Raw genomic sequence first — 16,142 nt, forward strand, 5'->3', positions numbered from 1 at the left:
TTAAATCGGCTTCAGTCTTTTTATTATAATCAACCTCCGAAGAAGTTTTTAAATGATTGCAACGCAGTAGAGCGGTTTAAGGCTGCAATTGAGGTTGTTAATGGAATTCCTTTTGGACAAGATTGAACACAGTTTTGTGAGTTTCCACAATTCATTAATCCACCTTCATCCATTAAGGCATTCAGTCGTTCTGCTTTATTCATTTCACCAGTTGGGTGTGCGTTAAACAAGCGAACTTGAGACAATGCAGCTGGTCCGATAAATTCGGTTTTGCTGTTTACGTTCGGGCAAGATTCAAGGCAAACACCACATGTCATACATTTTGATAATTCGTATGCCCATTGGCGCTTAGACTCAGCCATTCTTGGTCCCGGACCAAGATCATACGTCCCATCAATCGGAATCCATGCTTTAACCTTTTTCAACGAATCAAACATTCTGCTACGATCAACCATTAGATCACGGACAACAGGAAATGTTTTCATCGGCTCAAGATGAATAGGTTGTTCTAGCTTATCAATTAGTGCTGTACATGACTGACGAGGTTTTCCGTTAATAACCATCGAACAAGCGCCACATACTTCCTCTAAACAGTTCATATCCCATGCAATTGGTGTTGTTTGCTCACCAGCTGCATTTACAGGGTTACGTCTAAATTCCATTAAAGCCGAGATAACATTCATATTTGCCCGGTAAGGGATATGAAACTCTTCTACGTAGGTATCTCCATTCGGCTCATCCTGGCGAGTTACTTTAAAATGAATTAGTTTTTCGCTCATTATTTAGCCACTCCTTGTTTCTTCTGAGAATAATCACGCTTACGAGGTTTAATGAGAGAAGTATCTACATCTTCATATACAAAATCAGGTGCATTTGTCTCTGCATTATAACTCGCTCTAGTTGTTTTTAAGAACTGTTCATCATTACGTTCAGGGAATTCTGGCTTATAGTGTGCTCCGCGACTTTCATTACGGTTATAAGCTCCAAGTGTGATCACTCGTGCTAGGTCAAGCATAGAACTAAGCTGACGTGTGAATGCTGCCCCTTGGTTACTCCATCTAGCCGTATCATTAATGTTGATGTTTTCATAACGCTCCATCAACTCTTGGATTTTCTCATCTGTTTTTAGAAGCGCATCATTATAACGAACAACTGTCACGTTATCCGTCATCCATTCTCCAAGTTCTTTGTGAAGAACATACGCATTCTCTTTGCCATCCATACTTAGAATCTTATCAAGTCCTGCTTGTTCTTTACGAACCTCTTCACTAAATAGTGAATCAGGCATAGAGTCAACAGACTTTTCAAGTCCATTCATATATTCAACAGCTTTAGGTCCCGCAACCATTCCGCCATAAATAGCTGATAGTAATGAGTTAGCACCCAATCTGTTACCACCATGCTGAGAATAATCACACTCACCAGCAGCAATAGTCCTGGAATGTTTGTCATTTGATCATAATCAATCCACATACCACCCATTGAATAATGGACTGCAGGGAAGATTTTCATTGGTACTTTACGTGGGTCATCTCCCATAAACTTCTCATAGATTTCCATAATCCCACCAAGCTTAATATCAAGCTCTTTTGGATCCTTATGAGAAAGGTCAAGATACACCATGTTTTCACCGTTAATACCAAGCTTCTGATCCACACAAACAGAGAAGATTTCACGTGTTGCAATATCACGTGGTACAAGATTCCCATAAGCAGGGTATTTTTCTTCAAGGAAGTACCAAGGTTTACCGTCTTTATATGTCCAAACTCGTCCACCTTCTCCACGAGCTGATTCACTCATTAAACGAAGCTTATCATCCCCTGGAATTGCTGTTGGGTGTATTTGAATGAACTCACCATTTGCATAGTCAACGCCTTGCTTGTAAAGTTTCGCTGCTGCAAAACCTGTATTGATGACAGAGTTGGTTGATTTACCAAAGATAATTCCTGGGCCACCTGTTGCAATGATTACAGAATCAGCAGGGAAGCTATGGATCTCAGATGAGCTAAGCTCTTGTGCTGTAATTCCTCTACAGATCCCTTCATCGTCAACAACTGCAGATAAAAACTCCAGCCTTCATACTTTGTTACTAGACCACTTGTTTCATGTCTACGAACTTGTTCATCTAATGCATACAAAAGTTGTTGCCCAGTTGTTGCACCTGCAAAAGCCGTTCTATGGTGCTGTGTGCCCCCAAAACGACGGAAATCAAGTAAGCCCTCAGGAGTACGGTTAAACATAACTCCCATACGGTCCAATAAGTGAATAATACCAGGTGCTGCTTCTGTCATCGCTTTCACGGGCGGTTGGTTTGCTAAGAAATCGCCACCATAAATGGAATCATCAAAATGCTCCCAAGGAGAATCCCCTTCTCCTTTTGTATTTACTGCTCCATTTATACCGCCCTGCGCACAGACCGAGTGTGAACGTTTTACAGGTACGATAGAGAACAAATCTACCGGTACGCCTTTTTCTGCTGCTTTAATTGTGGCCATCAAACCTGCCAGGCCGCCACCAACAACAACGATTTTGCCTTTGCTCATACTAGATTCACTCCTTTATTATTCACGCTCGTACTATTTACATAAATGCGAAAATTGCTCGAATTCCAACGAATGTCATGACAACAAACACACCTAAAGTGACAAAAGTTGAAATTTGTTGTGAACGTGGTGTTACGGTAATTCCCCAAGAAACAGCAAAAGACCAAAGTCCATTTGCAAAATGGAATGTAGCAGCTACAACACCTACAATATAAAAAGCAACCATAAACGGATTACTGAAGATACTAGCCATCATGTCGTAGTTAACATCCGCGCCCATAGCAGCGGCAACTCTTGTTTCCCATACGTGCCAAGAAATAAAGATAACTAGAATGATACCAGTTACACGTTGTAGTCTAAACATCCAGTTTCTAAAGTAACTATATTGAAACGAATTGTTTCTTGCCTGAAAAGCTATATAAACGCCATAAATAGCATGATAAAGCAATGGAATAAAGATAATAAAGATTTCAAGAGCATAACGGAAAGGTAGACTCTCCATAAAATGCGCTGCAGCATTAAATGCTTCAGGACCTCTTGTTGCAAAGTTATTTACAACAAAATGCTGGATTAAAAATACTCCAATTGGTATTACTCCTAGTAAAGAATGCAGTCTTCGAAACAAATATTCACGATTTTCAGCCATACTAGTTCCCCCCACTAAAAAATTTAACCCGATCAGCGTATGTTCTCTTTTTCTATTTTTCTTATACCAAGATCCTCCTGACATTTTTGCATTATTATCATAGTTTAATAAGTAATAAAATCCGACAAATTAATTGTACTCTGATCAGGTAAAGCCGTCAAGAAACCGTATACAAATTAAACATAATAAACAACGCCAATTTACACGTCTACATTGAGGTATAAGATATCTAGCTAATCTTTTTTCAATAAATTATTTAGACAAATCAAATAAATTGAGCAAACAATTATTACATCGTGTCACATAAATGAACAAAAAAAATCAGACAACTGACTCTAGAAATTTTGCAGATGTGCTTTATACTAGAAAGTAGAGAGGTGTTTACTTGTTATGGATTCAAAGCTTGAACAGGAGAAGTCTAACTTTGGCTATGATTTAATCCGCAATGATGTATTATCTGAGTTGCTTGGTACAGAAAAAGAGTCACTATTATATTGGTTAGGCAAATCCATTGCCAGGTCTCATTCACTAGAATCAATCGATGACATTGTTGATTTTTTTAAGAGAGCCGAATGGGGAACATTATCGCTAATAAAAGAAAAGCCTTACGAAAAGACATTTGAATTAGAGGGGCCATGGATGGGAAAAGGTGATCCTCGCTGTTATCAACTTGAAGCAGGATTCCTTGCTCAGCAATTTGAGAGTTTGACCCAATCAATTGCTGTTGCTGTATTGTCTGAAAAACGTCACCTGATTCACATTCAAGTCACAATGGACCGATATGACGAAATTGACAAATAGTCATAACCAAGATCACCAAAAAACGAAGTGTAATCATACACTTCGTTTTTTGGTCTGATTATGTCCTCACGATTCTTCGTTTAATTTACCTACAATTGACTCGGCAACAGATTGAGGCATACCTTGTTCGATAAATTCCTCCACTGTAGCAGTTTTCATTTTTTTTACAGAACCGAAATGTTTAAGTAGCTTTTGTTTCCGTTTTGAACCAACGCCTGGTATATCATCAAGTACAGACTGAAAAAATGTTTTCGAGCGTACCGAACGATGGAACGTAATCGCGAATCGATGGACCTCATCCTGGATTCGTTGTAATAAATAAAACTCCTGACTATCTCGTGCAAGTGGAATCACAACTGGCGGCGAGCCTTTTAATAGTTGAGACGTGCGGTGTTTTTCATCCTTTGCTAAACCGCAAATCGGGATCGTTAACCCAAGTTCATCCTCTATTACCTCTTGAGCAGCAGCGATTTGTCCTTTTCCACCATCAATGACAATCAAATCAGGAAGAGGTCGATTTTCTTTTAATAAGCGCACATATCGTCTACGTACAACCTCTCTCATCGAACCATAATCATCTGGTCCTTCAACCGTTTTGATTTTATACTTTCGGTACTCTTTTCGATTTGGTTTCCCGTCAAGGAAAGTCACCATGGTTGAAACTGGATCTGTTCCTTGTGTATTTGAATTATCAAATGCTTCAATACGGTATGGAGTTGGAATATCCATCGCATGGCCTAGTCGCTCGATTGCATGAATGGTACGATTTTCATCTCGTTCAATAAGTGAGAATTTTTCCTTTAATGCAACCTGAGCATTTTCTGACGCCAACTCAATAAGTTCTTTTTTAGGGCCTCGTTTAGGCTCCAACACTTTAACCTGAAGCAATTCTTGTATGAGCTCAGAATCAACTTCTTTTGGTACTAGGATTTCTGATGGTTTTATATGCTGCTTTTGTAAATAAAATTGACCGATAAACGTCATCAAATCCTCTGCAGCATCTTTGTAAAATGGAAACAGCGAAACATCTCGTTCGATCAATTTACCTTGTCTGACAAAAAAGACTTGAACACACATCCACCCTTTATCATAAGCAAATGCAAACACATCGCGATCGACATGATCGTTAACAGTCATTTTCTGCTTCTCAACAATTGCTTCCATATGAACTAGCGTATCTCTAAACTCTTTTGCACGTTCAAAATCTAATTCCTCGGAAGCCTTCATCATGCGTTCCGTTAAGGTCTTTTTCACATCGGAATGTCCATTTTTCAAAAACCTTGAAATGCCTTGTACCATTTCTTGATTTTGCTCATCTGTCACATCATACACACATGGGGCTAGACACTGACCTATATGGTAATACAAACACACACTATCAGGCATCTTCCGGCATTTTCTTAAAGGATAAATTCGATCAAGCAACTTTTTGGTCTCGTTAGCTGCTCCTGCATTTGGATAAGGACCAAAATACTTGCCTCCATCCTTTTTAACTTGTCTGGTTGTAATCAGCCTGGGATGTTTTTCGTTTGTGATTTTTAGATAGGGATATGTTTTATCATCTTTTAGCATGACGTTATACTTAGGGTCATGTTTTTTGATTAAATTCATCTCAAGAATAAGTGCTTCGATATTAGAGCTAGTTACAATATATTCAAAGTCTACAATTTCACTAACAAGCCGTTGTGTTTTAGCATCATGGGACCCACTAAAATAGGAGCGGACACGGTTACGTAAGACCTTCGCCTTTCCTACATAGATAATGGTACCTTGCCGATCTTTCATTAGATAACAACCTGGTTGATTAGGAAGTATAGTCAGCTTTTCTTTCAGTTGGCTCAATGAACTCCCCCCTTTTCGTCAATTCAATTCCTAGTACCATCATGCCTTTTTTTTCAGTGCTTTACAAGATGACATAGAAAAACCGCCCTCTATAAGAGAGGCGGTTTTTATCGTGTAAGAGACTCTTACAGGTGTTTGTTTACCAATTCAGCTAATGCTTCTTTTGGCTTGGAAGCCAACAACCTGATCTACTACTTCTCCGTCTTTAAAAACAAGAAGTGTTGGAATGCTCATTACACTGTATTTCCAGCTGTTTCTTGATTTTCATCAACATCCAGCTTTGCAATTTTAATCTTACCGTCCATTTCTGAATCAAGTTCTTCAAGAACTGGCGCAATCATTTTACAAGGTCCGCACCACGGAGCCCAAAAATCAGCTAAAACGACACCATCGCTTGTTTCAGAAGAAAACGTTTGGTCTGTTACGTTAACAATTGCCATGATAAAATCCTCCTTTAAATCCTTTAACTTGGTTACAAAAGTTATTATAGCACTCAAGAATGTCTGATGCTAATTAATTGCTTAGAAAAGATTGAGTGATACTAACTATAAACTTTAACAGGTGCTTCGGCGGCGCTCCATGGATGGGGAGGCGCGCTTTCCGCAGGCGGGCGTGGAACTAACCGGCTCTGCCGGTGGATTTCCACCTGCCCTCTCCTCCTCCTGGAGTCGGCCTCCCCCATCACTTCCGCTGTGTGAGAAGTATTATTTTGTATTATTTCTTTGGCTTTTAAGATCCATTTCATCTAAAACATTACACCTTAAAACTTTAATACCTCAATACTTCAAAATCTCAAACCTAACAAAATGCCTCTGAGGTTTTGAGTCCTCGGAGGCATTTCGAAATTTTGGATCGTACTGTTTTATAGAATTTTTGAAAGAAAGGTTTTTGTTCTTTCGTGTTTGGGGTTGTCGAATAATTCGGTTGGGGTACCCATTTCGACTAGTTCCCCCTGATCAAATAAGATAATTCGATCTGCTACTTCTCGTGCAAAACTCATTTCGTGTGTCACTACAAGCATTGTCATCCCTGTATTACACAATTCCTTCATTACATCTAGTACTTCTTTAACCATCTCTGGATCAAGCGCAGATGTAGGTTCATCAAACAACATGATTTTTGGCTGCATCGCTAGTGCTCTGGCGATGGCTACACGCTGTTGCTGACCACCTGATAATTGCCCAGGAAACTTGTGAGCCTGCTCTGGAATACCCACACGCTCTAATAACTCGAGTGCAATTTTTTCTGCTTTTGCTTTTGGCATCTTTTTCACCCAGATAGGTGATAAGGTAATATTCTTTAAGATGGTTAGATGGGGAAAGAGATTAAAGGATTGGAATACCATTCCCGTTTCCTTACGAATGGCATCAATTTTAGCGTTATCTTCTGTTAGCTCTATTCCATCAACTGTTATCTGCCCTTTTTGAATTTTTTCAAGAGCATTAATTGTTCTGATAAATGTTGATTTACCTGATCCTGATGGTCCTAAGATACATACGATTTCACCTTGTTTAATTGAAACATCTACATCTTTTAATACATGTAATTCATTACTGTACCATTTATTCACACTTTCACAGACAATGATGTCTTCTCTCTCTTGTAAAGGAATACTTGGATCAAACTCTACTAGTACTTCTGTTTCTTTACTCATAAAAAGTCCCCTCTCTTAATTATGACCCACACTTAGTGATCGTTCTAGTTTGCGACTTGTAACGGACATTGTGAAACAGATAATCCAAAATAGTAATGCAACAAACACAAATACTTCTTTTTGTGTTCCTAAAAATTCTGGGTTTGAAATGACCGTTCGTCCAATTCCCAATACGTCTAATAAACCAACTGTAGCAACAAGAGTTGTATCTTTTAGAATGGAGATCGACTGACCAACCATTGAAGGAATAGTTACTCGTAAAGCCTGCGGGAGAACAATAAATACGGTTGTTTTCAATGTATTTAATCCTAATGCATGTGAGGCTTCAACTTGGCTTCCCGGAACAGCCTGCAGCCCACCACGGACATTCTCCGCAATATAGGCAGAGTTAAAAATAATAAGTCCAACCATCGCACGCATTACATTATCCACTGTTACTCCACCAGGTAAAAACAAAGGCACCATAATTTGAGCCATAAATAAAATGGTGATAAGTGGAACTCCACGAATGATCTCAATATAGATCACACTAATCACACGAATGATAGGTAATTTGCTTGCTCGACCTAAGGCAAATAGCACACCCACTGGAAAAGAGAACACAATCGCAATCGTGGCAAGCATCATTGTTAGCATTAAGCCGCCCCATGTGTTTGTTCGTACTTCTGGCAAAATTCCAAAACCTTGAATAAAAAACAACACTAATACAAAACAAAGTATCCATGCAAATCCCGCATATTTTTTTAGAAAAGGAACAACGGATCCTATACCAAAGCCTGCAGCTATGCACAATATAGCCCCAACAAGCCAAATACGTGATGAGCCCGAAATAAACGGTAACGCCATTGCAACAACATAAACAGCTGTTATCGTGAAGAACATAATATTTGAGATGCCTCGTCTAGCACCATACGTAATTCCAATAAATAAGCTAATTAAAAGTAAAGATACCCATACTCGCCAAAGCTGCTCCAGCGGGTATTGACCGACCATAAATAACTTAAAGTTTGCAGAGATAACTTCCCATCTTGCTGTAAAAAACGTCCAACCTAATACATTTTTTAATAATAAAACAGCTCCCGCTAATAAAACAATCGTCAAAATGGAACTAAACCATGAAAAAAACAAATTCTTTTTTAGCCAAGCGGCTTGACCAAGCCTTACTTCAGCAGGCATTGGAGCTGACGGCTTATTCTCTATTGTTTGAAGCTTTTCAAGATCCATATTCTACTCACCTCTCTACCAATGCGGTGTATTTATTGTAGATATTCATAATAAGCGATGTCACCACACTAATGGTTAGGTAAGCAAGTAGCATAATGGTTATGACTTCAATCGCTCTACCTGTTTGATTTAGCGTTGTACTTCCGACACTAAATAAATCTGGATAACCAACTGCTACCGCTAAACTGGAGTTTTTAGCTAAACCAAGATATTGACTGGTAACAGGTGGAATGATGGTACGAATCGCTTGTGGGAACGTCACAAAGCGTAAAATTTTTGAAGAACTTAATCCAAGTGCCTCGGCTGCTTCGATCTGTCCTTTAGGTACAGCGAGGATTCCTCCTCGTACAATTTCAGCTATATACGTCGCTGTGTACATTACTAATGCAAAAAGGATGGCAGCAAATTCAGGTGAGAAGCGGTACCCTCCTGACGTTCCCGTTCCTGTATGTTCTGGAATACTTAATGATGCTGGAAATTCACCGAATATCAAATAACCTGCACCAATCGCTGCAACCACTACACCTATAAACCAAACGCTTGGGTATAGCTTCACTCCTTTTTCAAGTTGTTGTTTGTTTTTCCACTTGAAAACAAAAAAAGCAGCAATGACAGCTAGAAGTAATAGGCCTAGCCAAAAATAAAAAGAAGAATTTGTATCGAACCAAGGAAAAACAAATCCTCGATTACTAATAATAAACCCGTAATTAGCATTCGCTTCTTGTATACGTGGCATTGCAAGCATAACAGCAAAATACCAGAAGAAAATCTGGACTAACACAGGTGTGTTACGGAAGATTTCTATGTACCAGGTTGAAATCGTGCGTAGTAACCAGTTACTTGACAACCTGGAGACACCCACAACAACACCTACAATTGTCGTAAGAATGATACCAACGATTGAGACCTTTAATGTGTTTAGAAATCCAACAATTAAGGCTTTTGAAAACGTATCTGAAGCAGCAAAACTAATGACAGATTCTCCAATTGGAAACGATGCGCGACTACTTAAAAAGTTAAAACTTAGACCTAAGCCCGCTCGGCTTAATCCGGCAATCGCATTAGTGGCAAGGTAATAAATCACCCCGATAATAACTCCTAGAAACAGTAATTGCCAAATAAGATTTAGATACTTTTGATTACGCCAGAAAGGCGGGCGATTTTGGGTAGAAGGCTGAGCCAATCCAATTCATCCTTTCTTTATCTATCGATCTGTTATCTTGATTGATTGCCAAATTTTAAGAGAAAAGCCTGCCTCTCTACTAACTTACGAAGCAGGCTTTTCCTATTCAGTTCAATGGCATTATCTAAATGGTGGTGAGTACAATAATCCGCCTTCTGTATATAGATCATTTAATCCACGTTCTAAATTAAATGGACTCCCTGATCCCAGATTACGATCATAAATTTCACCATAGTTTCCAACCTGTTTAATAATTTGATAAGCAAAATCATTTTCTAGTCCAAGTTGTTCTCCTAAATTTTCTTCAACTCCAAGGAAACGAGCGATATCTGGATCTTCTGTATCTAAGAAGTCATCAACGTTCTCAGATGTAATGCCAAATTCTTCTGCTTGAATGGTTGCATTTGTTGCCCAGTACATGACTTCATAAAACTGATCATCACCATCAAGTACAGCAGGTCCAAGTGGCTCTTTTGATAAAACTTCATTCAGAATCACATGGCCTTCTGGATCCTGTAATGTATCTAATCTTGATACCAGTGCAGATTGGTCTGTTGTCCAAGCGTCAATCGTACCCGACTCGTAAGCTGCAATTAAACTGTCTTGATCAGAAAATGTTACAGTCTCAAAATCAATTCCACGTTTACTCATTTGATCTGCTAGATTTAACTCCGTTGTGGTTCCTTGCTCAACACCAATACGGGCTCCTTCAAGATCTTCAAGTGTTTCGACTCCACTATCTGTTGGTGCCATCATTCCTTGTCCATCATAAAAAGTTGTAGGTCCAAAATTTAAGCCAATTTCTACATCTCGGTTTAGTGTCAACGTTGTGTTACGAATTAATATGTCTACCTCACCAGTTTGTAATGCTGTAAATCGTTCTTGAGCGGATAACGGTCTAAATTCAATAGCATCAGCATTACCTAAAATGGCAGCAGCCATTACTTTTCCAAATTCAATGTCAAAGCCATTATAAACACCATCTGAACCAACATATCCAAACCCTGGTAACTGGTCTGTTGCTCCTAAAACAAGTTCACCACGGTCTTGAATAGCGGAAATATTGCCACCTGAGTTTGTATTACCTTGTGCTTCACCATCAGCTGGTGCATCTGTTTCATCAGAACATGCTACTAGAAGTGCGGAAAAACTAGCTAATAAAAAACCACTAAATAATAATTTTTTCATTCGTAAAAGTCCCCCTGACCTATTCTAATAATCTAACTACACTTATTTATATACTAGATAAATTCAGACTGCATTGAATTGGTCAAATAATCTGACTATATATTTTTAGAAAAAAATAGATTTTGACCATATTAATTCATATTAACCCGCTACTTTTCCATAATAGAAAGGTAATTGGATGTTAAGATGGTTGTGGTCGAAAAGAAGCATTGGGTTCCTGAAGGGAGCTTTTAGGATGGGGAATAGATCGCTTTGATGATACCGCCTAAACAGAGTGCGAAGTCGTTGTTCTACTCTTTTTTATACAAAAAGCCGAAGCATTATGTGATTGAATCAACATAATGCTTCGGCTTTGGTCATACTTAAATGTGTCTATCTTAGCCTCGAAATGAGAGTAAATCTATTAATGTTTAGTTAATCCAGAGAAAAATAACGCCACCGATTAGTAAGACTCCACAACAGGCGTATAGGACCTTTGCTAGCTTTTCCATGACTCTCCCCTTTATTTTATCTAGTAATGATTCCAGCACCAATGACGTAAGAAAGACCAATAGAAATGACCATAGACATTAGGCCAACTGCACGATTATCTCGTTTTATCTCTTCATCCACTTTAAACGACGGCATCAAAAATTCAAAGATAAAGTAACTAATTAATAACAGGACAAAGCCAATCGCTCCCCACATGAGCATAATTAACAAGGAGTCAGAATGCTGAATGGAATGTCTAAAGATATTGGCTACTCCAAATATTTTACCACTAGTTGCCATCGCTACAGCAAGGTTTCCATTTTTAATTTCTTCCCAGTTTTTATAAGTTGTGACTGTTTCGAATACTGCCAAAAAGACAACAAGTGCTAGGATACTTACACTATAAAAAGCAAGTGTTCGGACATATTCATTTTCTATAATCCACTGTTCCATAGTCCCAGCCTCTCTTATTTAAGTTCAATAACTGTGTTTCCTAAGCCGCCATCTTTCATGTCTGCATCACGTGCTGCTTTTACACGTGGGTGTTTGTCTACAAGCTGTTTAACACCCTTACGCAGGGCACCTGTTCCTTTTCCATGAATAATTGAAACCTGATGATACCCAGCTAATAAGGCGTCATCGATATACTTCTCTACTTTTAGCATGGCCTCATCAAATCTCTCGCCACGTAAATCTAGTTCAGGTTTTACATGAAATCCATTTCCTCGAAGTGTTGCCATCGGTCTTGTTTCAATTGGTTTTGCTTTTTCAGTGATTTGAATGTCTTTAAGTTCGACCTTCATTTTCATTATACCAATTTGCACCTGATATTCATCGTGACCCAAATCATCAAGAATGGTTCCTTTTTGTCCAAAGCTTAGAACCTTAACCTCATCACCTGCAACTGGTTTTCTGTTAGCCTGTTGAGTAAGCTTCTTGACTCGTTTTTGTTTACTGGTTAGCTTAGGTGCCGCTTCGTCTAAATGTTTTCTTGCTTCAATGATTTGATGCTCTTTTACTGAGAGACCTTGTTTCTGAAGATCTCTTAATTCTGAAATAATAACATCTGCTTCTTCCGTTGCATCCTTAATGGCATTCGCAGCTCTTTCCTCTGCTTGTCTTAAGATCTCCTGCTTCTGGTCTTCTAGTTCTGCTAGCTTCTCTTCAAGCTTGGGCATGTAGCTTTGCTGAATCCTTTCGTAGCTGTGTCGCCTCATCTGATTCCTTCTGTACCTGCTTTTGGCTTTCTTCAAGCGAAGCAATGACATTTTCCATCTGAGTGGAGTCCATATCAATCTGCTCTTTTGCCTTCTCAATGATATCTTCACTTAAACCAAGACGTCTTGAAATCGCAAACGCATTACTTCGACCTGGAACGCCAATTAATAAACGATAGGTTGGGCGCAGTGTTTCAACATCAAATTCCACACTCGCATTAATTGCACCTTCTCGATTATAGGCATACCCTTTTAATTCACTATAGTGCGTAGTAGCCATGACACATGCTCCACGTCGATAAATTGTATCCAAAATGGATATGGCAAGCGCTGCTCCCTCAGTTGGATCCGTTCCTGCTCCCAATTCATCGATTAAAACAAGGCTGCTTGCATTCATCTGATCAAGAATACGCACAATATTGGTCATGTGAGAAGAAAATGTACTTAAACTCTGCTCAATCGACTGCTCATCGCCAATGTCAGCAAAGATTGATGTATAGACTGCAACCTCAGAGTCATACTCTGCCGGGATCTGCAGCCCCGATTGAGCCATAAGTGTTATCAATCCGACGGTTTTTAACGTGACTGTTTTCCCACCTGTATTCGGCCCTGTAATGATTAGTGAGCGATACTCTCCACCAAGCTTTAAAGAAATTGGTACAACTGTCTGTGGGTCTAATAAAGGATGTCTAGCATCTTTTAGCTGAACATATCCGTTTGTATTTAGCTTCGGTTTTGTCGCTTTTATTTTTTTTGCATGCTGTGCTTTTGCAAAGATAAAATCGTATTCTGCTAAGATACTTAAATTAATCAGAATAGGGTCTGCCTGTTCAGCTACTTGTGCCGAAAGTAAGGTTAGAATTCGTTCAACCTCTTGAGCTTCTTTCATACGAGACTCTCTAAGTTGATTGTTTAATACAACCACAGCCTGTGGCTCTATAAAAAGCGTTGCGCCAGAGGCAGATTGATCATGAACAATCCCTCCAAATGACCCGCGATATTCTTGTTTTACCGGGATCACATAACGCTCATTTCGAATCGTGATAATAGCGTCTGACAACATCTTTTGTGTGTTCTGTGATTTTGTCATCGACTCTAATTTAGAGCGCACATTTGATTCAAAGCTACGAACTTGATGACGAAGGGTTCGTAGTTCAGAGCTTGCAGAATCCATCACATGACCATAATCATCAATACATTGGTTTATACTTCGTTCTAGCTCACGTAATGGTTCAAGTTGATCGGCATACTCTATAAGCAGTGGAATCGGTGTATTTTCTTCTTCGGCTACCTCTTCAATAAATGCTTTCATCTGTCTTCCACCATATAACGTAGAACTAATATCAACCAACTCGGACGCACTTAATGCGCCACCGATTTGCGCTCTTTTCACCTCGGTTTTGACATCTTTTATGCCACCAAGAGGAATATGTCCTTTTAATCTAAGCACTTCAACACCTTCAGAAGTTTCCTCCTGCCATTGTTGAACTTTTTCAAGCTCAGTCGACGGAACTAGAGCTTCTACTTTCTCTCTACCTAAGGAAGAAGCAACATGGTCAAGCAGTTGCTTTTTCATTTTTGTATATTCTAAAACACGCATTACATGTTCCATTTATTAACTCCTTTAACGACTACTCATTCGTTTTGATTTGTCTGTATTGAGATACGTCTGTAACCGTTCTAACGACCATGTATTAATAATTGAATCGGTTGGAATACCTGCTTTTCGAGCTACTCCTAAACCATACCGGATATATGCCAAACGATCAACGTGGTGAGCATCTGTATTGATTGCAATGGGCACTTGGTGTTCATGTGCAAGTCTAATCCACTCGGCAGAAAGGTCTAACCGCTCAGGGCTCGCATTAAGTTCCAGAGCCGTCCCACTTTCGGCGGCCCATTTAATCAGTTGCGGGACATTTACAGCATATCCATCTCTTTTTCCAATAATCCGTCCTGTCGGATGGGCAATAAGGTCAACATGAGGATGAAACAGAGCTGTTTTTAAACGACTCATGATCATTTCTTCACTCTGAGAAAAAGAAGAATGAATAGACGCAATCACAAAGTCAATATCCTGTAACACATCATCTTCGTAGTCCAAGGTGCCATCAGGGAGGATATCCATCTCGATTCCAGTAAAGATATGAATGTTTGATTGTTTGTTCATCTCTTTAATTTGCTGATGCTGTTCTTTCAGCCTCTCAACTGTTAGGCCATTTGCTACCCTTAAAAATTGAGAGTGGTCAGTGATTGCAATGTGAGAATAACCACGTTTTGCTGCTCCTTCTGCCATTTCTTTGATTGAATGAGCGCCATCACTCCATACTGTGTGCATATGCAGATCAGATTGAATGGATGAATCAGATGGATAATCGATCTTTTCTGTAAGTGGTACAAGTTCATCCTTGCCTAAGCGTGCCTCAGGTGAAACATACGCCAGGTCAAAATGAGCGTAAAACGAATGCTCGTCCTTAAAGACAGTGGTTTGATCCGTTTCCTTATTTAATACACCATACTCGCTGATTTGTTCACCGCGCTCCTTAGCAAGCTGTCGAAGCTTTACATTATGATCCTTAGAGCCAGTAAAATGTAGGAGCGCTGATGCAAACTCATCATCTTGTACCAACCTAAAATCAACACCGATTACAAGCTCATCTACAGTTATTTCAATGGATACCTTCGTATCACCTGCTCCAACAACCTGCAAGATCCCATCAAGCTGAAGCAACTGCTCCTTGACTTGTTCTCGATCGTCTGTTGATAGGATAAAATCGATATCTTTGACCGTCTCTTCCATACGTCTGAGGCTACCAGCTAATTCATAGCGGATAATTCCCTCCATATACTGAAGCTTATCCAGTAGAAAATCTGCAGCTTTTATAGCAACTGCAATTCCTACTCGTTCTGGTCGAGTTTGAAAGGCGTCTATTGCTGCGAGGATTTTTTCTTCTGACTTTGCACCAAATCCAGCCATTCCGCGAATTTTTTCATCTTCACAGGCTTGCTTTAATGATGCGAGGTCAGTTACACCTAACTCTTGATAAAGCTTACCAACCTTTTTGCCGCCAAGACCTGGTAGCTTTAATAATGGTAAAAGTCCTTCTGGAAAAGATGCTGCAAGCTCATCATGAAGCGAGGATTGCCCTGTTTGTTTTAATTCTTCAATGACAGATGCTGTGCCTTTGCCTATTCCATCAAGTGATTCAGCCTTTTTAATCTCTTCTAATGTTTCCGGAACGGATTCTAATGCTTTTGCTGCCTTCCGATATGCCGAAACTTTAAAAGAATTCTCACCTTTTATTTCCATATAAACAGCAATTGCTTCTAGTATTTGAATAACCTTTTTTTTATCCATTTAGCCTTCTCCGTT

10 protein-coding genes and 3 pseudogenes are annotated in these 16,142 nt (G+C 39.3%); 1 reads left to right on the plus strand and 12 read right to left on the minus strand.

Annotated elements, in window-relative coordinates:
* Positions 1–29: 29 nt before the first annotated feature.
* The 3 genes and pseudogenes from sdhB to NDM98_RS06810 all read right to left on the minus strand — a co-directional run bounded on the left by sdhB (position 30) and on the right by NDM98_RS06810 (position 3,189).
* Entirely contained in the window at positions 30–779 is a 750-nt protein-coding gene (gene sdhB / locus NDM98_RS06800) for a succinate dehydrogenase iron-sulfur subunit (protein ID WP_251605660.1), read from the minus strand.
* Positions 779–2,543, minus strand: a pseudogene (sdhA, locus tag NDM98_RS06805) (succinate dehydrogenase flavoprotein subunit). Before sdhA ends, sdhB begins: the two are co-directional and overlap by 1 nt.
* Positions 2,544–2,580: 37 nt before the next feature.
* Positions 2,581–3,189: a succinate dehydrogenase cytochrome b558 subunit gene (locus tag NDM98_RS06810; protein WP_251605662.1), complete on the minus strand. Its 609-nt coding sequence runs from the start codon at positions 3,187–3,189 to the stop codon at positions 2,581–2,583.
* A 390-nt stretch (positions 3,190–3,579) separates the two neighbouring features.
* Here NDM98_RS06810 and NDM98_RS06815 point away from each other — a divergent pair, with 390 nt between their 5' ends.
* Positions 3,580–3,990: a DUF2507 domain-containing protein gene (locus NDM98_RS06815; protein WP_251605665.1), complete on the plus strand. Its 411-nt coding sequence runs from the start codon at positions 3,580–3,582 to the stop codon at positions 3,988–3,990.
* Between the two features lie 66 nt (positions 3,991–4,056).
* Here NDM98_RS06815 and uvrC read toward each other — a convergent pair whose 3' ends face one another.
* From uvrC to polX, 9 genes and pseudogenes are all read right to left on the minus strand, one after another.
* The gene (gene uvrC / locus NDM98_RS06820; protein WP_251608996.1) at positions 4,057–5,775 is read right to left on the minus strand and encodes an excinuclease ABC subunit UvrC; all 1,719 of its coding nucleotides are present in this window, start codon (positions 5,773–5,775) and stop codon (positions 4,057–4,059) included.
* A 182-nt stretch (positions 5,776–5,957) separates the two neighbouring features.
* Positions 5,958–6,272 (minus strand): annotated as a pseudogene (gene trxA, locus NDM98_RS06825) (thioredoxin).
* A 422-nt stretch (positions 6,273–6,694) separates the two neighbouring features.
* A complete protein-coding gene (locus tag NDM98_RS06830) occupies positions 6,695–7,486 on the minus strand; it encodes an amino acid ABC transporter ATP-binding protein (protein WP_285803891.1) in 792 nt (263 codons plus the stop codon).
* 15 nt (positions 7,487–7,501) lie between these two features.
* The gene (locus tag NDM98_RS06835) at positions 7,502–8,710 is read right to left on the minus strand and encodes an amino acid ABC transporter permease (RefSeq protein WP_251605668.1); all 1,209 of its coding nucleotides are present in this window, start codon (positions 8,708–8,710) and stop codon (positions 7,502–7,504) included.
* A gap of 7 nt (positions 8,711–8,717) precedes the next feature.
* Positions 8,718–9,893, minus strand: a complete 1,176-nt coding sequence (locus tag NDM98_RS06840; RefSeq protein WP_251605671.1) for an amino acid ABC transporter permease — start codon at positions 9,891–9,893, stop codon at positions 8,718–8,720.
* 120 nt (positions 9,894–10,013) lie between these two features.
* The gene (locus NDM98_RS06845; RefSeq protein WP_251605674.1) at positions 10,014–11,081 is read right to left on the minus strand and encodes an amino acid ABC transporter substrate-binding protein; all 1,068 of its coding nucleotides are present in this window, start codon (positions 11,079–11,081) and stop codon (positions 10,014–10,016) included.
* Between the two features lie 507 nt (positions 11,082–11,588).
* Positions 11,589–12,005: a DUF350 domain-containing protein gene (locus NDM98_RS06850; protein WP_251605677.1), complete on the minus strand. Its 417-nt coding sequence runs from the start codon at positions 12,003–12,005 to the stop codon at positions 11,589–11,591.
* Between the two features lie 14 nt (positions 12,006–12,019).
* Positions 12,020–14,381 (minus strand): annotated as a pseudogene (locus NDM98_RS06855) (endonuclease MutS2).
* A gap of 12 nt (positions 14,382–14,393) precedes the next feature.
* Complete coding sequence (gene polX, locus NDM98_RS06860) at positions 14,394–16,127, minus strand: DNA polymerase/3'-5' exonuclease PolX (protein ID WP_251605680.1); 1,734 nt, start codon at positions 16,125–16,127, stop codon at positions 14,394–14,396.
* Positions 16,128–16,142: the final 15 nt, after the last annotated feature.

This window comes from Alkalicoccobacillus plakortidis, from assembly GCF_023703085.1.
GTDB classification, from domain to species: domain Bacteria; phylum Bacillota; class Bacilli; order Bacillales; family Bacillaceae_D; genus Alkalicoccobacillus; species Alkalicoccobacillus plakortidis.